Here is a 24,955-nt window from a genome sequence, read left to right on the forward strand (position 1 = left end):
GAGCGGTATTCCGAGCGGTGGCTGCAGTCCTTGTCGCACGCTGCCTGATGCGCCGCGGTCCGGCCAGGGGTCAGAACAGCAGCGTGGCGAGGCGCCGACGCGCGGCCGTCACCCGGGGGTCAGCGTCGCCGACGAGCCCGAACAGCTCCACGAGGCGCTCGCGCACCCGTCCCTGCTCTTCGGCGGGGACAGCTGTGAACAGGTCGAGCAGGCGATCGAACGCGTCGGCCACGTGCCCGCCGGCGACGTCGAGATCCGCCACGGCGAATTGGGCGTCGATGTCCGCGGGCGCTGCAGCGGCCGCGGCCCGCACCTCGTTCAGGTCGAGCCCCTGAGTTCGGTGCAGCAGGCGCACCTGGGCCAGCCCGGCCCGTGCGTCCTCGTCCCGGGGGTTCTCTGCCAGCGCCTTCTCGTACGCGTCGATCGCGGCGGCGTAGTCGCCCTGCTCGATGGCGTCGAACGCCGCCTGATGCAGTGGGGGCAGCGGCGGCGCCTCCGGCTCCGGCGCGTCTCCCGCCGCACCCGCGTCGCCGACGGGGATGGTGCCGGTGACGCCGTGCTGAGCGGCGAGCTGCAGCAGCTGCGCGAACACCTCGCGCACCTGCTCCTCCGGCACCGCGCCGTTGAACAGAGGCACGGGCTGGCCTGCGACGAGCGCGACCACCATCGGGATCGACTGGGCGCGGAATCCCTGGGCGAGCTGCGGGTTGGCGTCGACGTCGACCTTCGCCAGCACGAGGCGGCCGGCGAGCTCCGTGACGACCTTCTCCAGCACGGGGCTCAGCTGCTTGCAGGGACCGCACCACTCGGCCCAGAGGTCCACGACCACGGGGACGCTCTGGGAGAGCTCCAGCACCTGCCCGAACGTGGCATCGGTCACATCGACGATGAGCGGGAAGGAGCCGCCCTCGCCGGCGGCGGGCGCGGGCTCGCCGGGTGCGGGCGCCGGCGGGCGGTTGCGCAGCGGGGACAGGTCGACGGCGCCGCGGAGCGCGGCTGCGGACAACTCGGTCATTTGATCTCCGTAACGCTCTTCAGCTGCTGGGACGCGGCCAGCAGCGTGATCTTGTCATCGGATCCCTGCGCCGGGACGGCGAAGAACAGCTGCACGCCGTACACCGAGACGAAGCCGGTGGCGGACTGATCGACACCGGTCAACGCCTTCGCAGAGGGGTTCTTGTCGAGCTTGATGACGGCGTCCGCCGAGGTCGGCTTGATCGTCTGCGAATCCTCGACGGTGACGGCCACGATCGCGCCGCTGTCGATGCTGGACATCGACACGGGCTTGTCCGATCCGGCGCTCGCGGCGAACGTCAGGCTAGACGTCGTGTCCGCGTTCGCATCCTTGAGCGCCTGCTGCAGTGCGGCACGGCTGTCCTGCACCGACTTCGCGAACGCGAGCGCGGTCTTGTCGAACTTGTCGTGGAACTCGCTCTTGTCACCCTGGTCGATGACGTTGGCGAACTCCTTGGCGAGCTGGTTCGGCTCCGCGGCGAGGAACGGCGAGTCCGGCGGGGTGAGCTTGGCGCCCAGCCACGCGGGAGCCATGTTCGGCAGCCGTGCTGCAGCCTGCATCTCCGCGACGGAGGAGATCTTGTAGTTCGACCACGGGTCCGGCTGCGTCATGGTCATGATCAGCGGCGCGACCTTCTCGTCGTTGCCGTGCTCGACCAGCATGAGCACCGTGCGCGGCCACGAGTCGTACGCCTGCGGCACGAGGATCTTGATCTTGTCGGCAGGGATGGCCGGCGGAAGGCTGAAGTCGGTCACGCTCTTGCGCACGGCGTATGCGGTCTTGCGCGCCTCGAGGGCGGCGCCCTCCAGGCGGGTCTCCGCCTTCGTCGCATCCAGGTTCTTGTCGGCGTCCGCGAGCGTCGCCGAGATGCTCTCCAGGATCCGGGAGGCCTGGGCCTGCGTGACGGCCGGCGCCTGCTGACCGGCCTCGGCGACCTGCGTCTCCGTCGGCGACGGCGTGGGCGAGGACGCGACGTGCGGCCAGATGTCCGGCGTGCACCCGGTGAGGAGGGCGGCGGTCACCCCGACCGCCGGAAGCAACAGCAGGGCGCGGCGTCGCGGACGCACGGCGCGGCGTTCGCGCACGGTGCCCTCAGCGGTCGGCGCAGAATCGCCGTGACCCGCCGGCGCGGCGCTCTCGGGGCCTTCTCCGCTCGGCGCCTCGGCGTCTGCGGCCTCCATCGCTTCGCGTTCGGCGACGTCGATCGGCTCGGTGATGGGCAGGGGCGGCGGAGCCTTGCGACGCGGGCCGCGCCTGCGGCGGGCGTGCCGGATCGCGAGCACGTAGAGGACGAGCCCCGCCAGCAGGAAGATCCCGCCGGCGACCATGAGCGGGCCGGCCCACGGGGTCGCCGTGTCGAGCGGCCACTTCAGGGTCACATCGGCCGGAGCGTCCGCCTTGCCGTCAGAGGCCACGAGGACGCTCACGCCCTCCGGCACCTGCATCCGGTCGATCAGGGCGTTCTTGTCGGAGAAGCTGTCGAGCCAGAGGTCGGAGCCCGCCGGGTTGCGCTCGTTGTCCTCTTTCGCCACGGTCGGCTCGACGACCTTCGCAGAGGTCTTGCCCTCCTTGCCGAGCGTGATCCGGTTGTAGCTGGTGTCGCTGAGCCAGGCCTCGAGATCAGCAGTGCGCGCCTGGGCGACGAAGATGGTGCCGTCGCCATGCGCGATGAGCGTCTGCTCCCCGGGATGCGCGCGCAGCACTGCGGAGTCGATGACCGTGTAGGCCTGGGGCGTCCTCACCGTCAGTTCGGCCGAGACGTCCTTGGGGCCGAGGAAGATGGTCCGCTGCGCGATGCCCGTCCCGATCAGGACGGCCGCCAGGACGAAGGCCAGGACGGCCCATACAAAACGCACGAATAGTCTCCTCCGCGATCCACGGGCGGTCACCCGCGATCTCCGCTCGACGTTTCAGACTAGCGAAACGACCTGTATGGATGCCACGAGGGCGCCCTCCGGGGGCTCAGCGCCTTCTCCCGCGCGGTGCTTCCGCGCTCCGCCGTCCTCCACGGTTACGCTGGTGGACCGAGCACAGAGGATCCCATGAAGCTGCACAACCCGTTCCGCACCGCGCTGGTGGCGACGCTGGGCGTCGGCCTCGGCATCCTGCTCATCCAGAGCCTGCAGAACCTGTCCACCATCCTGCTGTACGTGGGCACCGCCCTGTTCCTGAGTCTCGGCCTGGACCCCATGGTGAGCTGGCTGACGCGGCGCCGCCTGCCGCGGTGGGCGGCCGTGCTGATCACGGTGGTGGTGGTGCTCGGCGCGTTCGTGGGCATCGTGCTGATGGTGATCCCGATCCTCGTGAATCAGATCTCGCTGCTCGTGAAGCAGATCACCGAGATCGTCAACAGCGGCACGGCCATGGCGGACTTCAAGCACTGGCTCGAGGGCCTGTTCCCGAATCTCGATGTGGACACCGTATTCGGCTATGTGAACGACTGGCTGAACAAGAACCTCGGCGACATCTCGAGCTCCATCGGACAGGGCGTGATCGTCGTCGGCGGGGCGCTGTTCGCCGGCATCAGCGGCACGTTCATCATCCTGATCCTCACGATCTACTTCACGGCGGCGATCCCCTCGCTCAAGGGCGCGGTGTACCAGGTCGTCCCCGCGTCGAAGCGGGACCGCTTCATCGACCTCGCCGAGCAGATCACCGCCTCAGTGGGCTACTACGTCATGGGCCAGGTGACGATGGGGCTGATCAACGGCGTGCTGAGCCTGTTCTTCCTGTCGATCATCCAGGCGCCGTTCTCGATCGTGCTCGCCGTGATCGCGTTCTTCTTCTCCCTGATCCCTCTCGTCGGGACGCTCACCGGATCCACCATCATCGTGCTGGTGTGCCTGGGCCTCAGCTCCACGCCGATCACAGCGCTGGTCGCCACGATCTACTACCTCATCTACATGCAGATCGAGGCGTACGTCATCTCGCCGCGCGTGATGAACCGCGCCGTATCGGTGCCCGGCGCGGTCGTCGTGATCGCCGCGCTGTCCGGGGGCGCGCTGCTCGGTCTGCTGGGCGCGCTCATCGCGATCCCGGTCGCGGCGAGCATCCTGATCATCTACCGCCAAGTGCTCATCCCGCGGATGAACGAGAGATAGTCAGGGCGCGGGCCACTCCCGCGCCAGAGGGAGCGCGCCGGGGTTCACCGCGGAGACGATCTCGTCCAGCACACGGCGGGTCTGGCTCTCCCCCACCCAGAGATGTCGGCCTCCGTCGACGGCGATGAGATGCGCATGCGGGATCGACGCGAACCGGGCGATGGCTTCGGCGGGCCGCAGATAGTCGTCGAGCTCGGGCACCAGCACGACGACCTGTCGATCGTCCTGCGCCCACGCGGCGACCTCGTCCTCCGTGGCGCGATGCAGCGGAGGCGAGAGCAGGATGACGCCCTCGATGTCGTGGCCGCGCCCGTACTTGAGCGCGAGCTCGGTGCCGAAGGACCATCCCACGAGCCAGGGGCGGGGCAGCGCGCGCTCCTGTACGAACGCCATCGCGGCGGCCACGTCGTGCCGCTCGCCGTGGCCGGCGTCGAAGGCGCCCTCGCTCGTCCCGCGCGGAGAGGAGGTGCCACGGGTGTTGAAGCGCAGCACGGCGAGGTCGGCGAGGGCGGGCAGGCGTGCGGCCGCCTTGCGCAGGATGTGCGAGTCCATGAAGCCGCCTGCCGTCGGCAGCGGATGCAGCGTGACGAGCGTCGCGACCGGATCCGCCGCCTCCGGCAGCGCGAGCTCACCCACCAGGCGCAGCCGGTCCTCTGTGCGCAGCTCGATGTCCTCGCGCCGCGCGGGCAGCAGCCGAGGCCCGCGGATCTCCATCTCAGCCCCTCCGCCAGCAGCCGTTGTGCCAGTGCCGGCGTGCGGCGAGGTCGGCGGCGTCCCCGAGAACACCGTCGGCCCGCCAGACCACGACATGAGCCGTGGCGACCGTGATCAGCCCCGAGCAGCCGGGGCACACGTATTCCTTCTGCGCCTGCGCCGCCGTCAGCGGCTGGACGTACCACTCGGATCCTGCACGCACCTCGGTGCGCTTCCATCCTGCGATCAGGCGGTCGAGCGAATCGTCGTGCGGGCGCTCCGGACGTCGTCTGTGCGAGCGTGGCATGGGCGAGCGCTGCTCACCACCAGTTGTTGGCGGCCCAGAACGCCTGCGCGGCCCCCCAGCTCCCGTAGCGTCCCACGGCGTAGCCGTTGCCCCAGCGCAGGTTGTCGACCGGGTCGTAGCCGTTGCCCGGGACCTTGCTGCACGGCAGCGCCTGGACCAGCCCGCAGGCGCCCGAGCTGCTGTTCGTGGCGTTCGGGTTCCAGCCGCTCTCGCGGCTCACGATGTAGTCGACGTAGCCCCAGTCGCTCGAAGCGATGCCGGCGGCCGCCATCCACTCCGCGGGGGCGCCGCCGCCGCTGTAGAACATCGGCGCGGGCTCGCTGGATCCGGAGTCCGACGAGGAGCTGTCGCTCGAGGCGACGACGGGCTCGGGCGTCGGCGTCGGCTTGGGCTTGACGTACACGTCGAAGGCGTCCCGCGTCTGCGGCTTCGCGGTCACTCCGTGCACCGAGACGGTGATGTTCTGCGCATCGCGCGTGGCGAGCGCGTACGCGGTCGTGACCGTCGCATGAGCAGGCTCGGGCGCGGACATCGCGAGGCCGGCGGGGGCCAGGATCGCGACGGAGAATCCCACCACCGCGAGTCCTGCGAACACGGCTGACGTCGCGCTCCGGCCCTTCGACCTCTTCGCGCCGGAACGGGCCGCTGTGGCTGCTGCGTTCTGCACGGCGCCTCGGGTGCGCGCCGCTATCGAATCGTTATCGGGAGTCACAATGGCACCGATTCTAGCCAGGCGAACCTGAATCCACCATGAGAATCGCTCAGCGGATCGCCAGCAGCACGTCGATCGTCGCGTCCAGCAGGGCGTCGACCTGCTCCTCGCGGTATCCCCGGCGCTGCATCCGGAATGCGGTCTGGCGCACCTGCTCGGCGGTCAGCGCATCTCCGTCGCGGAGGAAGCGCACGATCCGCATCGCCACGTGGTCGACCTCGTCCACCCGGTAGCCGAAGGTGAGCAGGCCTGTGCGCGCGAAGCGATGCCCGGCCGGCCGACTGAGGTGGTCGAGGATGATCTGCGCCTCGGTGCGTGCGCGTCCGACCCATGCCGAGGCACCGTCCGCGGCGACCACGACCGCACGCTCGCGCTGGGCGAAGGCCTCCTCGACGCGGGCCAGCGCGGCATCCACGGCGGCGATGTCGTAGCCGCCGCGCACGAGGGGGAACGAGGCCGCGCGGATGTCGGCCGAGCCGATTCCCTCCGCCTCCTCTTCGAAGGCGCGGCGCGCACGCCCGAGGAACGTGTCGACGGCGGCGCGCTGGTAGCCCTTCTCCCGGCGGGACGCCACGGGGAAGCTCGGGGCGGCCGCCCGGGGTGCACTGTCGGATCGCGCGGAATCGGTCATGCTGCCACCAGTGGGGTGAAGAGGATGTACAGGGCGAGCGCCACCACCGCGGAGGGCAGGACGCTGTCCAGACGGTCCAGCAGACCGCCGTGGCCGGGCAGCCAGGAGCTCATGTCCTTGATGCCGAGATCGCGCTTGAGCAGCGACTCCCCGAGGTCGCCGATCGTGGCGGAGGCGACCAGCGCCGCGCCGAGGATGAGACCGGCCCACCAGGGCACGCCCAGCATGTAGACGCCGACGAGGACACCGGCTACGAGTGAGCCGAGCACGGCACCCGCGAAGCCCTCCCACGTCTTCTTCGGGCTGACCCGCGGCGCCATCGGGTGACGGCCGCCGCGGCCGAACAGCAGCCCCGACGCGTAGGCGCAGGTGTCGGTGACGACCACCACGACGATGAGGGCGAGCACCCACCACTCGCCGCGGGGCTGATGCAGCAGCATCAGCACGATCGCGCCGAGGAACGGCACGTAGACCTGTACGAAGCCGGCGGCGAGGGCGTCGGTGAGCACGTCGCCGTAGGTGCGCCCGTCCTTCACGATCATCTGGGACAGCAGCCGCCACACGATCACGCCGAAGACGGCCACGAACAGCATCACCCAGCACAGCCAGGGGTCGGCGAAGTAGCCGCTTGCCGCGAGCCCGGCGCCGAGCACCAGGTGCGGCCAGAGGTCGACCTTGCGCCCGCCCGCGCGCAGGGCCAGCACCAGTTCCCAGACGGCGAGCAGGATGATCGCGAGACCGATCACGACGAACGACCACTTCGCGACCAGCAGGGACGCGAGGATCACTCCCCCGATCAGCAGGCCCACGCCGATCGCGACCACGAGATCACGGCCGGTGCGCTCCTTGATCCGCTCGTTCGCCTGGTCGAGCTGGTCACGGGCATGCGAGACGTGCGTCTCGAGTTCGGCCTTCTTCGCCTGCCATTGCGCCTGCAGGTTCTCGCCTGCACGGGGCGGCGCAGCCTCGCCATGACGCGGCGGAAGCGGCGGTCGTGGCGGGATGCTCGACGCGTCGTCGTCGCCGGACGGGTTGCTCATCGGCGCTCTCAGACCTCGAGGAGCTCGGCCTCTTTGCGCTTCACGGCCTCGTCGATGAGGTCGACGTGCTGGCGCGTGAGAGCGTCGAGCTCCTTCTCGCCGCGGGCGATCTCGTCCTCGCCGAGCTCGCTCTTCAGCGCGTCCAGCTCGTCCTTCGCCTTGCGACGGATGCCACGGACGTGCACCTTCGCGTCCTCGCCCTTGCTCTTGACGAGCTTGACGTACTCCTTGCGCCGCTCGGCGGTCAGCTCGGGCATGGTGACGCGGATGATGTTGCCGTCGTTGGACGGGTTCGCGCCCAGGTTCGGCATGTCGCGGATCGCCTGCTCGATCGCCTTGAGGGCCGACTTGTCGTACGGCGTGACGATGAGCGAACGCGCCTCGGGGTTCGCGAGCGACGCGAGCTGCGCGAGCGGAGTCGGCGTGCCGTAGTAGTCCACCAGGACCTTCTGGAACATCTGCGGGTTCGCACGGCCGGTGCGCACCGTGCTGAAGTCCTCCTTGGCGGCCTCGACGGCGCGCTGCATGCGGGAGGTGGTGTCGGCGAGGACATCCGCGATCACGGTGACTCCTATCGTCAGGGATTTCGTCTCAAGTCTATCGGGGGCGCGACACGGATCCCGGGCCGACGCCGCGTGCGCGACCCGGGATCCTGACGGCGTCAGGCGATGACGCGCGTGCCGATCGGCTCGCCCAGCAGCGCCCGGGTGATGTTGCCCGCAGGCTCCATGCCGAACACGCGCATGTCCATGCCGTTGTCCATGCACAGGCTGAACGCCGTCGAATCGACCACCTTGAGGCCGCGCACGAGTGCGTCCTGGAAGGTGATCTCCTCGATGCGCTCAGCGGAGGCGTCGGTGCGGGGGTCGGCGGTGTAGATCGCGTCGACGCCGTTCTTGGCGACGAGCACCTCGTCGGCGCCGATCTCCAGCGCGCGCTGCGCGGCCACGGTGTCGGTCGAGAAGTAGGGCAGGCCCGCGCCGGCGCCGAAGATCACGACTCGGCTCTTCTCCATGTGCCGTTCCGCGCGCAGCGGCAGGTACGGCTCGGCGACCTGGGTCATGGCGATGGCGGACTGCACGCGCGGCGAGGCGCCGGCCTGCTCGAGGAAGTCCTGCAGCGCGAGCGCGTTCATGACCGTTCCGAGCATGCCCATGTAGTCGGCACGGGCGCGGTCCATGCCGCGCTGGCTGAGCTCGGCGCCGCGGAAGAAGTTCCCGCCGCCGACGACCACGGCGATCTCGACGCGGTCGGTGGCCGCCGCGATCTCGCGGGCGATCTGGCTGACGACGTCGGGGTTGACCCCGAGCTGGCCGCCGCCGAAGGCCTCACCGGAGAGCTTGAGGACGACGCGGCGTCGACCCTGTCGTTCGGTCATGGAGTGATTCCTCTCGTCTGGGAAAAGATATCGTGCCGAGCACCCGGGTCGGGTGCGGGCATGACGAAGGGGTCCGGATCCTGGTGGATCCGAACCCCTTCGATGCTGTTACGCGCCGACCTTGAAGCGCGCGAAGCCGGTCACGGTGATGCCGGCGTCCTTCGCGACCTGGCCCACGGACAGCTTGTTGTCCTTGGCGTAGTCCTGCTCGAGCAGGGCGACCTGCTTGAAGAACGCGGTGACGCGGCCCTCGACGATCTTCGGCAGGGCGGCCTCGGGCTTGCCCTCGTTGCGGGAGATCTCGGTGACGATCTCGCGCTCCTTCTCCACGTCCGCAGCCGGGACGTCCTCACGCGTGAGGTAGGAGGGGTTCGCGAACGAGATGTGCTGCGCGATGCTGCGCGCGGTCTCCGCGTCGTCACCGGTGTAGGCGACGACAACGCCGACCTGCGGCGGGAGGTCCTTGCTGGTGCGGTGCAGGTACACCTGGAACGCGTCGCCGGTCAGCGTGCGCACGCGGCGCAGCTCGACCTTCTCGCCGATGATGGCCGCCTCGTCAGAGATCAGCTGCTCGACGGTCTGGCCGCCGGCGTCGGCCGCGAGGCCCTCCTCGACGGTGTTCGCCTTGACGGCGGCGACCGCGTCGGCGACCTTGTCGGCCAGCGCGATGAAGCGCTCGTTCTTGGCGACGAAGTCGGTCTCGCAGGCGAGCTCGACGAGAGTCACGGCGCCGTCCTGCTCGCGGGCGACGACCAGGCCCTCGCTGGTGGAACGGTCAGCGCGCTTGGCGTTGCCCTTCGCACCCTTCAGGCGCAGGATCTCGACGGCCTTGTCGACGTCGCCGTCGGCCTCCTCGAGCGCCTTCTTCGTGTCGACCATTCCCGTGCCGAGCTGCTCACGCAGCGCCTTGATGTCGGCGATGGTGAAGTTGGCCATGTTGTGCTGGCTCCTTGCTTGGTGTGTGTGCGTGGTGAGCGCGGATCGGCCGGCCTCGGGCCGGCCGATCCGTACGGTGATTACTTGTCGGCGGACTCGGCGCCGGCGACCTCGGCCACCGTCTCACCGGCGGCAGCGGCGATCGTCTCGTCGTGCGCGGCAGCGCCGGCCTCGTCGGCGGCCGACTCGGTCGCGGCGGCCTGAGCGTCAGCGCCCTCGAGGAGCTCCTGCTCCCACTCGGCGAGCGGCTCGGCGTCGCCGGCCTCGGGGTTGTGCTTCTGCTGCAGGCCCTCGGCCGCGGCGTCGGCGATGATGCGGGTCAGCAGCGAGACCGAGCGGATGGCGTCGTCGTTGCCGGGGATCGGGTACTGGAAGTCGTCCGGGTCGGCGTTGGTGTCGAGGATGCCGATCACGGGGATGCCGAGCTTCTTGGCCTCGTCGATCGCGAGGTGCTCGCGCTTGGCGTCGACGACCCACAGGGCCGACGGGGTCTTGGCGAGGTTGCGGATGCCGCCGAGCGACTTGTGCAGCTTGTCGAGCTCGCGCTTCTTGAGCAGCAGCTCCTTCTTCGTGAAGCCCGAGGCGGCCGGGTTCTCGTAGTCGAGCTCCTCGAGCTCCTTCATGCGGGCGAGGCGCTTCGCGATGGTGGAGAAGTTGGTGAGGAGGCCGCCGAGCCAGCGCTGGTTGACGTAGGGCTGGCCGACGCGGGTGGCCTGCTCGGCGAGGATCTCCTGCGCCTGCTTCTTGGTGCCCACGAAGAGGATGGTGCCGCCGTGCGCGACGGTCTCCTTGACGAAGTCGTAGGCCTTGTCGATGTAGCCGAGCGACTGCTGCAGGTCGATGATGTGGATACCGCTGCGCTCCGTGAGGATGAAGCGCTTCACCTTCGGGTTCCACCGGCGGGTCTGGTGTCCGAAGTGAACGCCGCTGTCGAGCAGCTGGCGGATGGTGACGACGGCCATGGTCGTGCTCCTTGCTGGTTGAGGTTGTGCTGCCGGTCGGCCGACCGGCGATCCTGGTGCCCGGCGCGCACTCCGCCCTCTTCCGAGGGACCTGTGGAGTGTTCGCCACGTTGAACGCTGTGGGCACGCGTAGTCACCCCGACACACGGGATGCCCTGCAAGCATATCAGGATCGCGGCCTCGGACCACGCCGTTCGCGTGGACGGTCCGCACAACGCGCTCGCCCCATGGTCTCTGCACGGATTGCGCCTCCCTCCGTCGCATGTGACGTGCATCGGCTCAGGCTGGATGCATGTCTCGCCCGCCGCTGCTGTCCGACGCCGCCCGCGGATCCGTCCGCAGGTTCCGCGTCCTCGCGCTCGTCGCAGCGCTGCTCGGCGTGCTCGCTCCGGTGCTCGGTCCATCGGCGGCGCCGGCCGCCGTCGCCGCCGGTCCCCCGCTTGCGGGCGCCATCGCGGCAGAGCGTTCCCTCGGGGGCGCGTCGGGGCCGCCTCTCCCCGACGGCGACTGGCTGTGGCCGGTGAACGGTCCGCGCTCTGTGGTCGAGCCGTTCCGCGCGCCCGCCCACGCGTACGGCTCCGGCCATCGCGGCATCGACATCGCCGCGTCCGGGGACCTGCGCGCCCCCGCCGATGGAGTGGTGGCGTTCGTCGGGACGGTCGTCGACCGGCCGCTGCTCACGATCGATCACGGCAACGGCCTCGTCACCACGTTCGAGCCCGCCACCACGACGCTGGCCCCGGGCGCCGCAGTACGCCGAGGCGCGGTCGTGGCGAGTACGGCGACAGGGGGTCACGCGCGCTCCGGCACGGTGCACCTCGGCGTCCGCTGGAACGGCGTCTACGTCAATCCGATGCTGCTGTTCGGTGGCGCGCCCCGCGCCGTGCTGCTGCCGTGCGGAGCCGGGCCCTGCTGAAAGGCGGTCGACGTCGCGCCGTTGGCGCACGAGCGCTTGACCGCGTCCGCCCGGCGCGGGCGAGAGGGCGGCCGCGCCGAAAGCCGTGGCCGCGTCATGCGCGCGGGTGGGCAAGACGGTAGCTCGCCGCGAGCCGCTCCGCCGAGACATGCGTGTAGATCTGGGTCGTGCCGAGGCTCGCATGGCCGAGGATCTCCTGCACGGCACGCAGGTCGGCACCGCCGTCGAGGAGATGCGTCGCCGCCGAGTGGCGCAGGGCGTGCGGGCCGACCGTCTCTGCGCCGATCACCGGCGCCAGTACGCGTGCGACGAGCTCGTACACGGTGCGCGGGCCCAGGGCGCCTCCGCGTGCGCCGAGGAAGAGCGCAGGCCCGGGCCGCTCCGTCCTCGCGACCAAGACCGGTCGCGCACGCCGCAGGTATGAAGCGACGGCGTCCCGCGCCGGCGCTCCGAACGGCACCACCCGTTCCTTGCCGCCCTTTCCGACCACACGCGCCGTTCCGCGGTCGAGATCGAGGTCGTCGACGGCGAGCCCGCACAGCTCGGAGACGCGCACGCCGGAGCCGTAGAGCAGTTCGAGGATCGCGCTGTCGCGCAGCCTGATCGGATCGCCCTCGAGCGCCGCGTCGCGCGCCTCGTCCAGGAGCACCCGCATCCCATCGGCCGACGCGACCGCCGGAAGGGTGCGTCCGCGTTTCGGCGTCACCAGACGCAGCGCGGGATCGGCAGGGGCGAGCCCTGCTTCGACGGCCCAGGCGAAGAACGAGCGCACAGCTGCGGTGCGCCGGGCGAGAGTCGAACGGGCGTCGCCGCGCTGCGTCGCGCGCCACAGCCAGTCCCGCAGGGCCTCGAGGTCCACGGTTGCGAGCTCGGCGTCCTCGGTGGCGGCCGCCAGGTCGGCCAGGTCCGAGCGATAGGCGCGCACGGTCGCGGGCGACAGCCGGCGCACCTGCGTCAGGTGCGCCGTGAACTCCGCAGCCGCCTCGGATACCCGCATGGACCCAGCATGCTCTTCCCGTGGTCGGAGCGCGGGAGCACGCGCGGCGCACGCGAGCAGCAGGTGCCCCGGAGCGGGCGGGTGAGCCGGCAGCAGGCGGAATCCCGGAGGCGCGGAGGTACTCCGGCCGTGCGCGGACCCGGCCACGCACGACTGCAGAGGAGGAGCGTTCTCGATCGATCATCGAAGGACGCTGCGCCACCCGCGTTCGGTGCGGATCGCGCTGCCGTCCAGCTCGAGTATCCCGAGAAGTGCCTCGACCCGCTCCTCGCTCAGGCCGCTGCGCCGTGCCAGGTCGAGGCTGTTCCTGGGCGTCCGCGCGTTCAGGGCATCGGCGAGCCGGATCATGTCCGGGTCCTCCTGCACCGGACGCGGGGCCGTGCGCGTCATGCCGAGGAGCTCGCGCACGTCCGCGGCCGAGGTCATGCAGCGCGCGTCGTAGTCACGGAGCAGACGGTGACAGCCCGCGGACGTCGTGGACGTGACCGGCCCGGGCACCGCACCGAGTGGCCGTCCGAGCTCGGCGGCGTGACCGGCCGTGTTCAGCGACCCGCTCCGCGCGCCCGCCTCGACCACGACCGTGGCGCGCGCCAGGGCGCTGATCACGCGGTTCCGGGCGAGGAACCGCCATTTCGTCGGCGCCACCGTGCACGCCACTTCGCTCACGAGCGCGCCGCTCGCGACGATCCGCTCGAACAGCTGCGCGTGCCCGCTCGGATACGGCCGGTCCACGCCGCCGGCGAGCAGCGCGACCGTGCGTCCGCCGGCCCGGAGCGCGGCGCGGTGCGCCGTGCCGTCGATCCCGTACGCACCGCCGGAGAACACCACGATCCCCTCCGCGGCGAGCTCGCCCGCAAGGTCGCCCGCGACGTGCTCGCCGTAGCTGGACGACGCCCGGGCTCCCACGATGGCGACACCCGGATCGCCGAGCGCCGTGGCGTCTCCGCGGACCCAGAGCCCGCGCGGCGCGTGCGCACCGAGATCCGTGAGCGCGTCCGGCCACTCCGGATCCGCAGGCAGCAGCAGGCGCGCCCCGATCCGCACCGCCGTCTTCAACGCGGCGAGGTGCGGTTCGGCGGAGAGCCGGGGCGCCCAGCGCCGCCGCGCGTCCCGCAGCGCGGCAGCGGCCGGCCGCTCGCGATCGGCGGTGGCTCGATCATCGCCGTCGCCCGCGCCCTGCGTGGAACGGCGGCCATCATCCCTGCCGCCGAACACGGCGTCGAGCGCGTCCGTGGGTCCGAGCGCCCCGATCAGCGCACCGGCGACACCGTCCCCGGGTTCGCACAGCAGGCTCCAGATCAGGGCATCGCGCACAGCGGGATCTGTGCCGTCGGGCCGGATCCGATTCGCCTCCCCGAGGAACCGCGCATCCGCGCGCAGCGCCTGCAGGCTCCGCCGCAGTTCCCGCGCCCCCGGGCCGTCCGCGCGGGCGGACTCGTCCGAGGCGGGTCGCCGGTTGTGTGCTGTCGCGCTCATGCGACGGCTCCCTTCTTGAGGTACAGCGCCCGACCCACGTGGGCGAGCTCGGGGGCCGGGGCACCATCCAAGTCGGCAACCGACCAGGCCATCCGCAGCACCCGGTCGTATCCGCGCAGCGTCAGCGCGCCCCGCTGCAGCGCGCGGTCGAGCGGCGCCCTGGCGTCGGCGGCAAGTCGGAACTCCCCCTGGCGCAGCCACGTGCCGGGCACATGCGCGTTGAGGCGCCATGGCGTGCCGCGCCAGCGGTGCGCCGCCCGCTCGCGGGCCTCCTCGACGCGCGCCCGTGCCGCGACCGTGGTCAGCGCCCCGCGCGCGGGAGAAGTGACGTCCGCGGCCGACACGCGCGCGACGCGCACCTCGATGTCGAGCCGGTCGCGGATCGGGCCGGACAGCCGTGCGGCGTACCGCCGGATCGCCGACGGCGGGCAGATGCACTCCTCCCCGATGACGCCGAACGCGCCGCAGGGGCAGGGGTTCGTGGCCAGCACGAGCTGGAACCGGGCGGGGAACCGGGCCGTGAACTCGGCCCGATGGATCTCGATCGAGCCGGACTCCAGCGGCTGCCTCAGCGCGTCGAGGACGACGCCCGGCGCCTCCGCCGCCTCGTCGAGGAAGAGCAGACCGCCGTGCGCACGCGCGATCGCGCCGGGTCTCGCAGAACGCGAGCCCCCGCCGATCATCGCCGCGGCCGAGGCGCTGTGATGCGGCGCCACGAAGGGCGGGCGCAGGTCCAGCCGGGTCAGCGTCTCCCCGGCGAGCGACCGGATCGAGGCGGCCTCGAGGGCTAGCTCCTCGTCCAGGTCGGGCAGGATGCCCGCCAGGCGTCTCGCCAGCATGGTCTTGCCGGCGCCCGGCGGTCCGGACAGCAGGAGATGGTGGCCGCCCGCCGCGGCCACGACCAGCGCGGCGACGGCGTCGTCCTGGCCGATCACGTCTGCGAGCTCCAGCGCAGGCTCGCTCGTCTGCGCAGCGGCGGCGGACAGCACCGGCTCCGGATCCCCCGGATCGGGCACCTCCGCGCCGTGCAGCAGCGCCACGTGGGCCAGGCTGACCGCGGCGTGCACCTCGACCCCGGGGACGAGGCGCGCCTCCGCCTCGTTCGCGAACGGCACCACCGCGCGCTCGAACCCGGCGTCGCGTGCGGCGTGCAGCGCGGGGAGCACCCCGGGGATCGGCCGGAGGCGGCCATCCAGACCGAGTTCCCCGAGGTGCACCGTACGCGCGAGCGATGCCTGGTCCAGGCCGCCCGCCGTGCCGAATGCCGCCATCGCGATCGCGAGGTCGAACGCGGAGCCGTGCTTCGGGAGGCTCGCCGGGGACAGGTTCACCGTGAGTTTGCGGCGGGGCAGGTCCAGACCGCTGTTCCGGCAGGCGTTGTGCACGCGCCGCACCGCCTCGCCCAGGGCACGGTCGGCGAGGCCGATCAGGTCGAACCCCGGCGTCAGCTGGGACAGATCCGCCTCGACGTCGACCATGTGGCCGTTCAGACCGGTCAGCGCGACCGCCCAGGTGCGCGCAGTCATCGCAGATCCCGAAGGTGCTCGAGGGAGCCGATCGCGGGATCCGCGCCGACGATGCCGATCGCCTCGAGACGCAGCGCGCAGCCCCGGCTCGCCATGGGGTGCTCCCGCACCCAGGCGTGGGCGAGCCGCCAGAGCCGCTGCCGCTTGCGCTCGTCGATGGCTTCGAACGGGTGGCCGAAGTCCAGGGTGCGCCGGGTCTTCACCTCGACGAAGGCGAGCGTCTCCTCACGCCGCGCCACGACGTCGAGCTCCCCCTGGTCGCACCGCCAGTTGCGGTCCAGGATCCGATAGCCGAGCCGGGTCAGGTGCGCGACGGCGCGGTCCTCGCCCGCGCGTCCGAGTTCGTCCTTGGCTGCCATGACCGACAGCCTGGCCACTGCGGCGAGGCCGCGGAGGCGCGGTCGCACGAACGGTGCAGAGCCCGCCAGGAACTCAGCCTGTGGAGGCCGTCACCGCGCTCCACGTGACGGGCGGGCGGCGAGGCCGCCGTCCGGTCTCACTCGCCGTCGAGGGACAGCTCCTGAGGAAGCTCGAACTCGCGCCGGGACAGCTCCTCGACGTTGACGTCCTTGAAGGTGAGCACGCGCACCGACTTGACGAAGCGGTCGGCCCGGTAGATGTCCCACACCCAGACGTCGTTCATCGCGACCTCGAAGTAGAAGTCGTGCTCGGTGTCGCGGCGGACGACGTTCACCTCGTTGGCGAGGTAGAAGCGACGCTCGGTCTCGACCACGTACTGGAACTGCAGGACCACGTCACGGTACTCGCGGTACAGGGCGAGTTCGAGTTCACGGTCGTAGTCGTCGAAGGCGTCGTCATCCATGGTCTCTCCATCCTACGAGAGGCGATCGGGTGCCGAGGGCGCGGCGTCACTCCGGAGACAGGAGCGCGAACGCAGGGCGCGAGCGCGAGTCAGAACAGCGTCGGCGCGTCCATGATCGCCCAGGACGAGCGGTGATGGCGGGTGAGACCGCCGCGGCGGATGGCCTCGCGGTGCTCCGGACTCGCGTAGCCCTTGTTGCGCTCCCACTGGTAGTCGGGGAACTCCCCTGCGAGCTCGACCATGAGCGCGTCCCGCGCGACCTTGGCGAGCACCGATGCCGCAGCCACGGAAGCGCAGTCGCGGTCGCCCTTGATGATCGAGCGCACCCTGAGCGGCACCGGGTGCACGGCGGAGACGTAATCGTAGTTGCCGTCCAGGATGACGAGCGCCGCCGAGGCGTCCCAGACGTCCCCGCAGGCCGCGGTGATCGCACGGGACGCGGCGAGGCCGAGCGCGCGCATGATGCCGATCTCGTCGATCTCCGTGCTCGCCGCCCATCCCACCGCGCTCGCCGGCGCCCATGCACCGGCGCGCTCCGCGACCTCGGGGCGTCGCTTCTCCGGCACGAGCTTGGAGTCGCGCAGGCCGTGCGGCACGCGGCGTCGCGCCGCCGCCGCGTCGACCACGGTGGCGCCCACGGCGACGGGGCCGGCCAACGCGCCCCGGCCCACCTCGTCGAGCGCGATGAGGAGGGTGTGCTCGCGCAGCAGCCGCCGCTCGAGCACCAGGCTAGGCTCGACGACCACCACGGCGGCGCCCCTGATGCTGCGGACTCGAGACGCCATTGAAGACGGCGTAGTGCCCGTCGACCAGACCGAACCGGTCGAAGGGCCAGGTGATCAGGAACGCGCGGCCGACGACGTTGTCCATCGGCACGAAGCCGCCCCCGGGCTGATCCTGGTGATAGCGGGAATCCTCCGAGCGAGTGCGGTTGTCGCCCAGGACCCACACGGCGTGCGCCGGCACCGTGACGTCGAACGGGATGCTGGAGGCGCGACTGTCGCCCACTCCCTGCTTGAGGTAGGACGACTCGTCGATCGGTGCGCCGTTCACGGTGATCTGCCCCAGGGAGTTGCAGCACACCACGTGGTCCCCGGGCAGACCGATCAGGCGCTTGACGAGGTGGTCGTCCGAGTCGGGTGCAGCGATCCCGATCAGCGTCAGGAACCACTCGCCCGCCTCGAAGAGCGGAGAACGCGGCGCCGGAGCCGGCGTGGGCGGGAGCCAGCCTCCCGGGTCCTTGAACACCACGACGTCGCCGCGGTGGTAGCCGTTCCAGTGCGGGGTGATCTCGTCGACCAGGATCCGGTCCTTGATCAGGAGCGTGTTCTCCATGGATCCGGACGGGATGTAGAAGCTGCGCACGACGAACGTCTTCACGAGGAACGATACGAGGATGGCGATGAGCAGGATCACCACGACGTCGCGGAGGAAGATCACCCAGCCGCGTCTGCGCGGCACCGCCGGCTCCTGCACGGCCTCTACGGGCCCGGCCGCGATCTCTTCCGTCATGCGCCATCCTTCACGGCTCCTGCCGTCGGTCGACGGCGTCTTCCAGCTTCTCACGTCCGGGCACGAAGAAGCGCCCCGGGAGGCGTGTCCCGGGGCGCTTCTCGAAAAGCTGTGATGGATCAGCGCGCCTCGCGCTTCTCCTTGATCTTCGCCTTCTTGCCGCGCAGGTTGCGCAGGTAGTACAGCTTCGCGCGACGCACGTCACCGCGGGTGACGACCTCGATGTGGTCGATCACCGGGGAGTGCACCGGGAAGGTGCGCTCGACGCCCACCTGGAAGCTGATCTTGCGGACCGTGAAGGTCTCGCGGACTCCGTCGCCCGAGCGGCCGAGCACGACGCCCTGGAAGACCTGGATACGTGAGCGGCTGCCCTCGACGATGTTGACGTGCACCTTGACGGTGTCGCCGGGGAAGAACTCGGGGATGTCGGAGCGGAGCGAAGCCGCGTCGACGGCGTCGAGGATCTGCATGATCGTCTCTCTCTGCACTCGCCTCAGGTCGCATGCATGTGGAAGGGATACAAGGATGGTGTGTGCCGAACGGCGCGCGAGGCGTCCGCGGGTTCCCCTGAGGCAGAACCGGGTCACGGCACAAGGAACCATTCTGCCACGGATCGGGAACCGCACCAAAACGAGGACGCCGGGGGCGCGGCCGGTTCAGTGCTCCGAGCGACCGTCGCCCGGCGGCGCGGTCTCGGTGATCACGATCACCTCGCGGTTCCGGCTCGCCCGCTCGCGCACGGCCTCCCCACGGTCACCGTAGCTCGAAGCGCGCATCGGGTCGCTGTCGATCACCAGCGCCGCTCGTCCGCGAGCGGCGACGTCCCTGAACAGCTGCCACAGGGTGGACCAGAACAGCCCCAGGAACGCGACGATCGTCGCTGCGAGGATCCAGCCGAACGCATCCTTCGGGAAGAACCCGAGAGCCACGGTCAGCGCGTGCCAGAGCGTGAACCCGATGACGTCACGCCAGGAGACCGCGCGCTGCTCCCGCACCGTCGGACGTGCGCGCACCAGGAAGGCCAGGACGACCTCGCCCACGAGGACCGAGGGGAGCGCCACGAACAGCACCCAGAGGAACGCCCATCCCCCGGCCTGGAACACGCCCCAGCCGATGAACAGCCACAGCGGCAGCACGAGGGCGGCCGGGAACAGCCAGGAGAAGAACGCGCGCCGGATCCACATATCGCGATGCTACGTCGCGATGGACGCCGTCGATCCGCACGTTCGCTGTGAGCGTCGGCCGCCGGCCGGTGGGAGAGAATGGACAGGACGAGAGGACTGGGAATGATCGAACTGCGCACCCCCGCCGAGATCGAGGAGATGCGGGCAGCCGGACGCTTCGTGGCGGAGACGCTCGCGACGCTGCGTGCGGAGACGAAGGTGGGCACGAACCTGCTCTCGATCGACCGGCGCGCGCACGACATGATCCGCAAGGCGGGTGCCGAGTCCTGCTACATCGACTACCACCCGTCCTTCGGCGCGAGCCCGTTCGGCAAGGTCATCTGCACGTCCGTGAACGATGCGGTGCTGCACGGGCTGCCGCACGACTACACGCTGCGCGACGGCGACCTCGTCTCCCTCGACTTCGCGGTCTCGGTGGACGGCTGGGTCGCGGACTCGGCGGTCTCCTTCGTCGTGGGCACGCCGCGGGATGAGGATCTGCGGCTGATCGACACGACCGAGCGTGCGCTCGACGCCGCGATCGCCGCGTCCGTGGTCGGCAACCGCATCGGCGACATCTCCGCCGCCATCGCCGCCGTGGCGCACGGCGAGGGGTACTCGATCAACACCGACTTCGGCGGACACGGCGTCGGACGGATCATGCACGGCGACCCGCATGTGCCGAACGACGGGCGCGCAGGGCGCGGTTTCCCGCTGCGTGCGGGCTTGGTCACGGCTCTGGAGCCCTGGTTCCTCGCCACGACGGATGAGCTCGTCACGGATCCCGACGGCTGGACGCTGCGCAGCGCCGACGGCTCGCGCGGCGCGCACTCCGAGCACACCGTGGCGATCACCGAGGACGGCCCGATCATCCTGACGGACCGATCCTTCCTCGGGGTCGACTGACCCGACGGCGACCCTCGCCCGTCGCACGCGAGCGCCCCTAGACTCGGTGCTGTCCGCCGCGCGACGGTCCCAGGAGGAGCGCATGACCTACCCCGAACAGCCCGGCCCGTACGCTCCGCAGAACGGGCAGCCGCCGCAGTACCCGGCGACGCCCGCGACGCCCGTCGGCCCGGCACCCGCATACGGCGCACCGCCCGTCCCGGCCCCGCCGGCACCGTCCTCCGGTGCGCCGGGCGCGCCGCAGCCCGGGTACGGTGCGCCGCAGGCGGCTCCCTACGGCTCCGCCCCCATGCCTGCCTATCCGGCCGGCCAGGGCCCCTACGCGGCGCCGGTCCCGGGCAAGGGTCTCGCCATCGCCGGTCTCATCCTCGCCTTCGTGGTTCCGCTGGTCGGCCTCATCCTCAGCCTCGTCGCACGGGCCAAGCTCAAGAACGCGAATGCGCCCACGGGGCTCGCCGTCGCGGGCATCATCATCGGCCTCGTGTTCACCGTGCTGGGAATCATCGGCATGGTGGTGGGCGGCATCGCGATCGCGAACGTCCTGTCGATGTGCGCAGAGCTCGGCCCGGGCACGTGGCAGGTCGGCGGCGCGACGTACACCTGCCGCTGACCCGCACCGCGCAGGCGGCGTCAGCGCACATCGCGCAGGCCGGCGTCGGCTCTCGACGGCGATCCGGACTCAGGCCTCGTCGGCGAGCAGATCCGGCCGGCGTCGGCGCGTGCGCTCGAGCTGCTGCTCGCGGCGCCAGGCCGCGATCGCGCCGTGGTTGCCGCTCAGCAGGATCGGCGGCACCTCGCGCTCGCGCCATACCGAGGGCTTGGTGTACGACGGGTACTCCAGCAGTCCGTCCTCGTGCGACTCCTCGACGAGGCTCTCGGGGTTGCCGACGACGCCGGGGATGAGACGCCCGATCGCCTCGATCATCGCCATCACGGCGACCTCTCCCCCGTTCAGCACGTAGTCGCCGAGGCTGATCAGGCGCACCTCGCCGCGCGTCGCGGCCTCCTCGAAGACCCGCTCGTCGATGCCCTCGTAGCGGCCGCAGCCGAAGACGAGATGCTCGCGCTGTGCGAGCTCGCGCGCCGTCGACTGGTGGAACACCTCGCCCGCCGGTGAGGGGAAGATGATCGTCGGCGGCGAGTCGCTGCCGACAGGCGCGAGCTCGTCGAGCGCGAGACCCCAGGGCTCCGGCTTCATGACCATGCCCGCGCCGCCGCCGTAGGGCGTGTCGTCGACCGTGCGGTGACGGTCGTGGGTCCAGTCGCGCAGATCGTGGATCTGCAGGTCGAGGATCCCGGTGCTCTGCGCCTTGCCGAGCAGGGAGAGCGTCAGTCCGTCGAAGTACGACGGGAAGATCGAGACGACGTCAATCCGCACCGGGGGCGTCCTGCTCCGCCGGTCCGCTCGGCGCGTCCTCCTCGAGCTCCTCGAAGAGTCCGGCGGGAGGCGTCACGACGATCCGCCCCGCGGCGATGTCCACCGTGGGCACGATCGCGGAGACGAACGGCACCATGACCTCGGCGGCGCCGCTCGACGGCCGCACGATGAGAAGGTCCTGAGCCGGCAGGTGGTCGACGCGGATGACGCGGCCGATGACGACGTCATCGCGCACCACGTCGAGACCGGTGAGCTGGTGGTCGTACCAGGCGTCGTCCTCGGGCTCCTCGGCGTCGTCCTGGTCGATCCACAGGATCGCCTTGACGAGGCTCTCCGCCGCGGTGCGATCCTCGACGCCGTCGAAGAAGACGACCGAGCTGCCGTTCATCACCCGGTACTCGCGGACGGTGATGGTCTTGCCGTGCCACGGAGATGCCTCGGGCACCTGCAACGTGAACTCGGCGCCCGGCGTGAAGCGTCCGGCGGGGTCGTCGGTGTACAGCTCCAGCTTGAGCGCGCCCTTGAGGCCGTGCGCCTTGACGAGGCGCCCCACGCGCAGCTGGTTGCGGCCGGTGGGACGTTCGGTGCCGGCCACGCTCAGTCGTCCGCGACGTCGACGCGCACGCGACGTCCGTCCGCGAGCGCGGCGATCAGCGTGCGCAGGGCCTTGGCGGTGCGGCCGCCGCGCCCGATCACGCGCCCCCGGTCGTCGGGGTGCACGTGCACCTCGAGGACCTCGCCACGCGGCGATGAGGAGGTGGTGATGGTGACATCCTCCGGGTGATCGACGATCCCCGAGACGATGTGCTCGAGCGCGGCGGCCAGCACGACGGATTACTCCGCGTCGGTCGCAGCCTCGGCTGCGTCCTCGGCGGCGGCCTCGACGACGGCCTCCTCAGCGGGAGCCTCCGCCTTCTTCTCGGCCTTGGGCTTGATGACCGACTTCTTGGCGGCGTCCGCCTGGAACTCGGCCTTGGCCTCGGCGACCTTGAGGGTGGACTTCGCGTCCTTGTCGCCCTTGAAAGTGCCCCAGTCGCCCGTGATCTTGAGGATGGCGGTGACCTGCTCGGTCGGCTGAGCGCCGACGGACAGCCAGTACTGCGCCCGCTCGGAGTCGACCTCGATGAACGAGGGCTCCTCGGTGGGGTGGTACTTGCCGATCTCCTCGATCACGCGACCGTCGCGCTTGGTGCGCGAGTCGGCGACGACGATGCGGTAGTAGGGCGCACGGATCTTGCCCAGGCGCTTGAGACGGATCTTGACAGCCACGATTCTCCTGAATGGTGTGGAAGCTATTGCTAGCGAAAGAGTGGCGAACTGATCACCAGAAGCGTGGGGTGCACACCCGGTGGAAGCTCTGAGGGTGGATCGCGGCCGGATAGAGGGTCGAGCGGCGATCCAGCTATCCATTCTGCCAGATCCGCGGCGAACCCGCGAAACGTCCCCACCCTGTGTCTCGTCGGCGCGCTCTCGGGCTGTACCGCATGACATATTACTGGCTAGGATCTAAGCATGTCAGATGTCATCGGGGGCCTCGCCCTCATCGATGCGGCCGCACTCGCCTCCCGGGTGAGCATGGCCGCCGCGATCCGCGCGATCGGCGACGTGCTGCGCGGCGGCTTCGACCCGGAGGATGACCTGCCCCGCAGCATCCTCGACGTGCCGAACGGTCAGCTGCTGCTCATGCCGGCGGCGATCGACGGTCTCGTCGGCCAGAAGCTCGCCACGGTCGCCCCGGAGAACCCGGCGCGCGGTCTCGAGCGTATCCAGGCCGTGTACGTGCTCCTGGACGGCGAGTCGCTCGCTCCGACCGCGCTGCTGGACGGCACGGCGCTCACGTCGCTGCGCACACCCGCGGTCTCCGCCGCCGCGATCGACACGGTGGCCTCCCCCGATGCCGGGGATCTCGTCGTCTTCGGATCCGGCCCGCAGGCCGTGCGGCACGTCGAGGCGTTCGCCGCGATCCGCCCGCTGCGCAGCGTGCGGTTCATCAGCCGCGATCGGGACCGCGCCGCCGCCGCGGCCCAGACGGCCCGCGCCTTCGCCCCGGGCGCGGACATCGCCGCCGGATCCCCGGCCGACCTCGCCGGCGCCGACCTCGTCGTGTGCGCGACCACGGCGTCGGAGCCGCTGTTCTCCGCCGCCGAGATCCGCGACGGGGCGGCGATCGTCGCGATCGGCTCGCACGAGGCGCACAAGGCCGAGCTGCCGGCCGATCTGCTCCGCCGGTCCCAGGTGATCGTGGAGAGCCGCCGCGTCGCCCTCGCCGAGGCCGGCGACGTGATCCGCGCCGTCGATGCCGGCGCGGTGGATCCCGCGGCCCTGGTGACGATGCACGAGCTGTTCACCGGGCTGGTCTCCCCCGTGACCGATCGCCCCCACGTCGTGAAGACCTGCGGCATGGGCTGGCAGGACCTCGCCGTCGCCGCCCGCGCCGTCTGACCCGTACCCGCCGTTCGACAGGAGCCCCCGTGATCTGGACCACCGAGGACTGGCACACCGCCGGCGAGCCGTTCCGCATCGTCGAGGGCGTACCCACGCACGGCGCGACGGTGGCCGAACGCCGCGTCGAGGCGATGACGGGCGAGGCGGACGCGGTGCGGCGCTTCCTGTGCCTGGAGCCCCGCGGCCACGACGACATGTACGGCGGATTCCTGACGCCCGGGGACGACGAGGGCGCCGACTTCGGCGTGCTGTTCTGGCACAAGGACGGCTTCTCCACCGCGTGCGGCCACGGCACCATCGCGCTCGGCGCGTGGGCGGTCCGCACCGGACGGGTCGCGTCGGATCCGGACGGCGAGACCACGGTCACGATCGACGTCCCGAGCGGACGCGTGCAGGCGCGGGTGCGCCAGGAGCGGGGCCGGATCACCGAGGTGGTGTTCCGCAACGTGGAATCCCGGGTGCTCGCGCGCGGGATCGCGCTGGAGACGTCCCGCGGGCCGGTCACGGTCGACCTCATCTTCGGCGGCGCGGTCTACGCGACCCTGCCCGCCGAGGCCGTCGGGCGCTCCGTCGTTCCGGAGAACACCGCCGACCTCATCCGGATCGGCCGCGAGATCAAGTGGGCGCTGAACGAGCACCCTGCCGCGCAGCTCGCCGATGCCCGTCTCAGCGGCGTGTACGGCACCATCCTCTTCGATGACCTCGGCCGCACCGAGACCGGCCCGTGGCAGCGCAACGTCACGGTCTTCGCCGACGGCGAGGTCGACCGCAGCCCGTGCGGATCCGGCACCGCGGCCCGCGTGGCACTTCTCGCGTCGACGGGCGAGCTCGGCGACGGCGAGGAGCTCACCCACGACTCGATCATCGGCACACGCTTCCTGGCCACCGTGGCCGAGCGGACGGCGGACGGCGTGATCCCGGAGGTGCGCGGGCTCGCGCACCGCGTCGGGTCGTGCACCTTCGAGCTCGATGAGGGCGACCCGGTCCCCGACGGCTTCAGCCTGCGCTGAGCTCCCCCACCCATCCACAATCCCCGTC

30 protein-coding genes are annotated in these 24,955 nt (G+C 71.0%); 6 read left to right on the forward strand and 24 right to left on the reverse strand.

Annotated features, from left to right (window positions below):
- Positions 1-70 precede the first annotated feature (70 nt).
- Both ACYQ1L_RS11005 and ACYQ1L_RS11010 read right to left on the reverse strand, forming a co-directional pair.
- Positions 71-1,015 carry a tetratricopeptide repeat protein gene (locus ACYQ1L_RS11005; protein ID WP_460004180.1) on the reverse strand — a complete coding sequence of 315 codons (945 nt, stop codon included), beginning with the start codon at positions 1,013-1,015 and terminating at the stop codon, positions 71-73.
- Positions 1,012-2,871: a DUF8094 domain-containing protein gene (locus ACYQ1L_RS11010; RefSeq protein ID WP_460004181.1), complete on the reverse strand. Its 1,860-nt coding sequence runs from the start codon at positions 2,869-2,871 to the stop codon at positions 1,012-1,014. The genes ACYQ1L_RS11005 and ACYQ1L_RS11010 overlap by 4 nt, the downstream gene beginning before the upstream one ends.
- A 186-nt stretch (positions 2,872-3,057) precedes the next feature.
- Between ACYQ1L_RS11010 and ACYQ1L_RS11015 the strand changes: the two genes are divergently transcribed.
- Complete coding sequence (locus tag ACYQ1L_RS11015; RefSeq protein WP_460004182.1) at positions 3,058-4,116, forward strand: AI-2E family transporter; 1,059 nt, start codon at positions 3,058-3,060, stop codon at positions 4,114-4,116.
- On the opposite strand, the gene ACYQ1L_RS11020 is transcribed toward ACYQ1L_RS11015, so the two are convergent.
- The 9 genes from ACYQ1L_RS11020 to rpsB form a co-directional block, all read right to left on the reverse strand.
- Positions 4,117-4,830 (reverse strand): alpha/beta hydrolase, encoded by a 714-nt coding sequence (locus ACYQ1L_RS11020; protein WP_460004183.1) that lies wholly within the window; start codon positions 4,828-4,830, stop codon positions 4,117-4,119.
- A 1-nt stretch (position 4,831) separates the two neighbouring features.
- Positions 4,832-5,116, reverse strand: a complete 285-nt coding sequence (locus ACYQ1L_RS11025; protein ID WP_460004184.1) for a hypothetical protein — start codon at positions 5,114-5,116, stop codon at positions 4,832-4,834.
- Positions 5,117-5,129: 13 nt separating this feature from the next.
- Positions 5,130-5,693: an aggregation-promoting factor C-terminal-like domain-containing protein gene (locus ACYQ1L_RS11030; RefSeq protein WP_460004185.1), complete on the reverse strand. Its 564-nt coding sequence runs from the start codon at positions 5,691-5,693 to the stop codon at positions 5,130-5,132.
- Between the two features lie 184 nt (positions 5,694-5,877).
- The gene (locus ACYQ1L_RS11035; RefSeq protein WP_460004186.1) at positions 5,878-6,459 is read right to left on the reverse strand and encodes a DivIVA domain-containing protein; all 582 of its coding nucleotides are present in this window, start codon (positions 6,457-6,459) and stop codon (positions 5,878-5,880) included.
- Positions 6,456-7,499 carry a phosphatidate cytidylyltransferase gene (locus tag ACYQ1L_RS11040; protein WP_460004187.1) on the reverse strand — a complete coding sequence of 348 codons (1,044 nt, stop codon included), beginning with the start codon at positions 7,497-7,499 and terminating at the stop codon, positions 6,456-6,458. The genes ACYQ1L_RS11035 and ACYQ1L_RS11040 overlap by 4 nt, the downstream gene beginning before the upstream one ends.
- A gap of 8 nt (positions 7,500-7,507) precedes the next feature.
- Entirely contained in the window at positions 7,508-8,062 is a 555-nt protein-coding gene (gene frr / locus ACYQ1L_RS11045) for a ribosome recycling factor (RefSeq protein WP_460004188.1), read from the reverse strand.
- Positions 8,063-8,160: 98 nt separating this feature from the next.
- Positions 8,161-8,877, reverse strand: a complete 717-nt coding sequence (gene pyrH, locus ACYQ1L_RS11050; protein ID WP_159575950.1) for a UMP kinase — start codon at positions 8,875-8,877, stop codon at positions 8,161-8,163.
- A gap of 108 nt (positions 8,878-8,985) precedes the next feature.
- On the reverse strand, positions 8,986-9,813 hold the full coding sequence (gene tsf, locus ACYQ1L_RS11055; RefSeq protein ID WP_159575951.1) for a translation elongation factor Ts: 828 nt from the start codon (positions 9,811-9,813) through the stop codon (positions 8,986-8,988).
- 80 nt (positions 9,814-9,893) lie between these two features.
- Positions 9,894-10,775 (reverse strand): 30S ribosomal protein S2, encoded by an 882-nt coding sequence (gene rpsB, locus ACYQ1L_RS11060; RefSeq protein ID WP_460004189.1) that lies wholly within the window; start codon positions 10,773-10,775, stop codon positions 9,894-9,896.
- Between the two features lie 292 nt (positions 10,776-11,067).
- Between rpsB and ACYQ1L_RS11065 the strand changes: the two genes are divergently transcribed.
- Positions 11,068-11,691: a murein hydrolase activator EnvC family protein gene (locus ACYQ1L_RS11065; protein ID WP_460004190.1), complete on the forward strand. Its 624-nt coding sequence runs from the start codon at positions 11,068-11,070 to the stop codon at positions 11,689-11,691.
- Positions 11,692-11,785: 94 nt separating this feature from the next.
- Here ACYQ1L_RS11065 and ACYQ1L_RS11070 read toward each other — a convergent pair whose 3' ends face one another.
- The 9 genes from ACYQ1L_RS11070 to ACYQ1L_RS11110 all read right to left on the reverse strand — a co-directional run bounded on the left by ACYQ1L_RS11070 (position 11,786) and on the right by ACYQ1L_RS11110 (position 19,209).
- A complete protein-coding gene (locus ACYQ1L_RS11070; RefSeq protein ID WP_460004191.1) occupies positions 11,786-12,688 on the reverse strand; it encodes a tyrosine recombinase in 903 nt (300 codons plus the stop codon).
- Positions 12,689-12,868: 180 nt separating this feature from the next.
- Positions 12,869-14,164, reverse strand: a complete 1,296-nt coding sequence (gene dprA / locus ACYQ1L_RS11075) for a DNA-processing protein DprA (RefSeq protein ID WP_460004192.1) — start codon at positions 14,162-14,164, stop codon at positions 12,869-12,871.
- The gene (locus ACYQ1L_RS11080; protein ID WP_460004193.1) at positions 14,161-15,690 is read right to left on the reverse strand and encodes a YifB family Mg chelatase-like AAA ATPase; all 1,530 of its coding nucleotides are present in this window, start codon (positions 15,688-15,690) and stop codon (positions 14,161-14,163) included. The genes dprA and ACYQ1L_RS11080 overlap by 4 nt, the downstream gene beginning before the upstream one ends.
- Entirely contained in the window at positions 15,687-16,049 is a 363-nt protein-coding gene (locus tag ACYQ1L_RS11085; RefSeq protein ID WP_460004194.1) for a YraN family protein, read from the reverse strand. The genes ACYQ1L_RS11080 and ACYQ1L_RS11085 overlap by 4 nt, the downstream gene beginning before the upstream one ends.
- A gap of 137 nt (positions 16,050-16,186) precedes the next feature.
- Complete coding sequence (locus tag ACYQ1L_RS11090) at positions 16,187-16,513, reverse strand: DUF2469 family protein (protein WP_045252131.1); 327 nt, start codon at positions 16,511-16,513, stop codon at positions 16,187-16,189.
- Between the two features lie 89 nt (positions 16,514-16,602).
- The gene (gene rnhB / locus ACYQ1L_RS11095) at positions 16,603-17,262 is read right to left on the reverse strand and encodes a ribonuclease HII (RefSeq protein WP_460004195.1); all 660 of its coding nucleotides are present in this window, start codon (positions 17,260-17,262) and stop codon (positions 16,603-16,605) included.
- Positions 17,243-18,025 carry a signal peptidase I gene (gene lepB, locus ACYQ1L_RS11100; RefSeq protein ID WP_460004196.1) on the reverse strand — a complete coding sequence of 261 codons (783 nt, stop codon included), beginning with the start codon at positions 18,023-18,025 and terminating at the stop codon, positions 17,243-17,245. Before lepB ends, rnhB begins: the two co-directional genes overlap by 20 nt.
- A gap of 119 nt (positions 18,026-18,144) precedes the next feature.
- The gene (gene rplS / locus ACYQ1L_RS11105) at positions 18,145-18,495 is read right to left on the reverse strand and encodes a 50S ribosomal protein L19 (protein ID WP_460004197.1); all 351 of its coding nucleotides are present in this window, start codon (positions 18,493-18,495) and stop codon (positions 18,145-18,147) included.
- Positions 18,496-18,681: 186 nt separating this feature from the next.
- Positions 18,682-19,209: an MFS transporter permease gene (locus tag ACYQ1L_RS11110; RefSeq protein ID WP_460004198.1), complete on the reverse strand. Its 528-nt coding sequence runs from the start codon at positions 19,207-19,209 to the stop codon at positions 18,682-18,684.
- 102 nt (positions 19,210-19,311) lie between these two features.
- Here ACYQ1L_RS11110 and map point away from each other — a divergent pair, with 102 nt between their 5' ends.
- Together map and ACYQ1L_RS11120 are read left to right on the forward strand one after the other, a co-directional pair.
- Positions 19,312-20,094 (forward strand): type I methionyl aminopeptidase, encoded by a 783-nt coding sequence (gene map, locus ACYQ1L_RS11115; RefSeq protein WP_460004199.1) that lies wholly within the window; start codon positions 19,312-19,314, stop codon positions 20,092-20,094.
- 82 nt (positions 20,095-20,176) lie between these two features.
- Entirely contained in the window at positions 20,177-20,704 is a 528-nt protein-coding gene (locus ACYQ1L_RS11120; RefSeq protein ID WP_460004200.1) for a DUF4190 domain-containing protein, read from the forward strand.
- A 69-nt stretch (positions 20,705-20,773) separates the two neighbouring features.
- Here ACYQ1L_RS11120 and trmD read toward each other — a convergent pair whose 3' ends face one another.
- From trmD to rpsP, 4 genes are read right to left on the reverse strand one after another with little or no spacing between them, the layout of a single operon-like run.
- Positions 20,774-21,472, reverse strand: a complete 699-nt coding sequence (trmD, locus tag ACYQ1L_RS11125) for a tRNA (guanosine(37)-N1)-methyltransferase TrmD (RefSeq protein ID WP_460004201.1) — start codon at positions 21,470-21,472, stop codon at positions 20,774-20,776.
- Positions 21,462-22,067: a ribosome maturation factor RimM gene (rimM, locus tag ACYQ1L_RS11130; RefSeq protein WP_460004202.1), complete on the reverse strand. Its 606-nt coding sequence runs from the start codon at positions 22,065-22,067 to the stop codon at positions 21,462-21,464. Before rimM ends, trmD begins: the two co-directional genes overlap by 11 nt.
- Positions 22,068-22,069: 2 nt before the next feature.
- Positions 22,070-22,300 carry an RNA-binding protein gene (locus tag ACYQ1L_RS11135; protein WP_460004203.1) on the reverse strand — a complete coding sequence of 77 codons (231 nt, stop codon included), beginning with the start codon at positions 22,298-22,300 and terminating at the stop codon, positions 22,070-22,072.
- A gap of 6 nt (positions 22,301-22,306) precedes the next feature.
- Entirely contained in the window at positions 22,307-22,741 is a 435-nt protein-coding gene (gene rpsP / locus ACYQ1L_RS11140) for a 30S ribosomal protein S16 (protein ID WP_460004204.1), read from the reverse strand.
- 243 nt (positions 22,742-22,984) lie between these two features.
- On the opposite strand from rpsP, the gene ACYQ1L_RS11145 reads away from it, so the two are divergent.
- Positions 22,985-23,914: an ornithine cyclodeaminase family protein gene (locus ACYQ1L_RS11145; protein WP_460004205.1), complete on the forward strand. Its 930-nt coding sequence runs from the start codon at positions 22,985-22,987 to the stop codon at positions 23,912-23,914.
- A 29-nt stretch (positions 23,915-23,943) separates the two neighbouring features.
- Positions 23,944-24,927 (forward strand): proline racemase family protein, encoded by a 984-nt coding sequence (locus tag ACYQ1L_RS11150; RefSeq protein ID WP_460004206.1) that lies wholly within the window; start codon positions 23,944-23,946, stop codon positions 24,925-24,927.
- Positions 24,928-24,955 lie beyond the last annotated feature (28 nt).

Source organism: Microbacterium xylanilyticum, assembly GCF_054654695.1.

Excerpts from the sequence above, each read along its gene's own strand:
- ACYQ1L_RS11005 (WP_460004180.1), bottom strand. The coding sequence starts at position 1,015 with ATGACCGAGTTGTCCGCAGCCGCGCTCCGCGGCGCCGTCGACCTGTCC.
- ACYQ1L_RS11015 (WP_460004182.1), top strand. The coding sequence starts at position 3,058 with ATGAAGCTGCACAACCCGTTCCGCACCGCGCTGGTGGCGACGCTGGGC.
- ACYQ1L_RS11020 (WP_460004183.1), bottom strand. The coding sequence starts at position 4,830 with ATGGAGATCCGCGGGCCTCGGCTGCTGCCCGCGCGGCGCGAGGACATC.
- ACYQ1L_RS11025 (WP_460004184.1), bottom strand. The coding sequence starts at position 5,116 with ATGCCACGCTCGCACAGACGACGTCCGGAGCGCCCGCACGACGATTCG.
- ACYQ1L_RS11035 (WP_460004186.1), bottom strand. The coding sequence starts at position 6,459 with ATGACCGATTCCGCGCGATCCGACAGTGCACCCCGGGCGGCCGCCCCG.
- ACYQ1L_RS11040 (WP_460004187.1), bottom strand. The coding sequence starts at position 7,499 with ATGAGCAACCCGTCCGGCGACGACGACGCGTCGAGCATCCCGCCACGA.
- pyrH (WP_159575950.1), bottom strand. The coding sequence starts at position 8,877 with ATGACCGAACGACAGGGTCGACGCCGCGTCGTCCTCAAGCTCTCCGGT.
- tsf (WP_159575951.1), bottom strand. The coding sequence starts at position 9,813 with ATGGCCAACTTCACCATCGCCGACATCAAGGCGCTGCGTGAGCAGCTC.
- rpsB (WP_460004189.1), bottom strand. The coding sequence starts at position 10,775 with ATGGCCGTCGTCACCATCCGCCAGCTGCTCGACAGCGGCGTTCACTTC.
- ACYQ1L_RS11065 (WP_460004190.1), top strand. The coding sequence starts at position 11,068 with ATGTCTCGCCCGCCGCTGCTGTCCGACGCCGCCCGCGGATCCGTCCGC.
- ACYQ1L_RS11070 (WP_460004191.1), bottom strand. The coding sequence starts at position 12,688 with ATGCGGGTATCCGAGGCGGCTGCGGAGTTCACGGCGCACCTGACGCAG.
- dprA (WP_460004192.1), bottom strand. The coding sequence starts at position 14,164 with ATGAGCGCGACAGCACACAACCGGCGACCCGCCTCGGACGAGTCCGCC.
- ACYQ1L_RS11080 (WP_460004193.1), bottom strand. The coding sequence starts at position 15,690 with ATGACTGCGCGCACCTGGGCGGTCGCGCTGACCGGTCTGAACGGCCAC.
- ACYQ1L_RS11085 (WP_460004194.1), bottom strand. The coding sequence starts at position 16,049 with ATGGCAGCCAAGGACGAACTCGGACGCGCGGGCGAGGACCGCGCCGTC.
- ACYQ1L_RS11090 (WP_045252131.1), bottom strand. The coding sequence starts at position 16,513 with ATGGATGACGACGCCTTCGACGACTACGACCGTGAACTCGAACTCGCC.
- lepB (WP_460004196.1), bottom strand. The coding sequence starts at position 18,025 with ATGACGGAAGAGATCGCGGCCGGGCCCGTAGAGGCCGTGCAGGAGCCG.
- rplS (WP_460004197.1), bottom strand. The coding sequence starts at position 18,495 with ATGCAGATCCTCGACGCCGTCGACGCGGCTTCGCTCCGCTCCGACATC.
- ACYQ1L_RS11110 (WP_460004198.1), bottom strand. The coding sequence starts at position 19,209 with ATGTGGATCCGGCGCGCGTTCTTCTCCTGGCTGTTCCCGGCCGCCCTC.
- map (WP_460004199.1), top strand. The coding sequence starts at position 19,312 with ATGATCGAACTGCGCACCCCCGCCGAGATCGAGGAGATGCGGGCAGCC.
- ACYQ1L_RS11120 (WP_460004200.1), top strand. The coding sequence starts at position 20,177 with ATGACCTACCCCGAACAGCCCGGCCCGTACGCTCCGCAGAACGGGCAG.
- ACYQ1L_RS11145 (WP_460004205.1), top strand. The coding sequence starts at position 22,985 with ATGTCAGATGTCATCGGGGGCCTCGCCCTCATCGATGCGGCCGCACTC.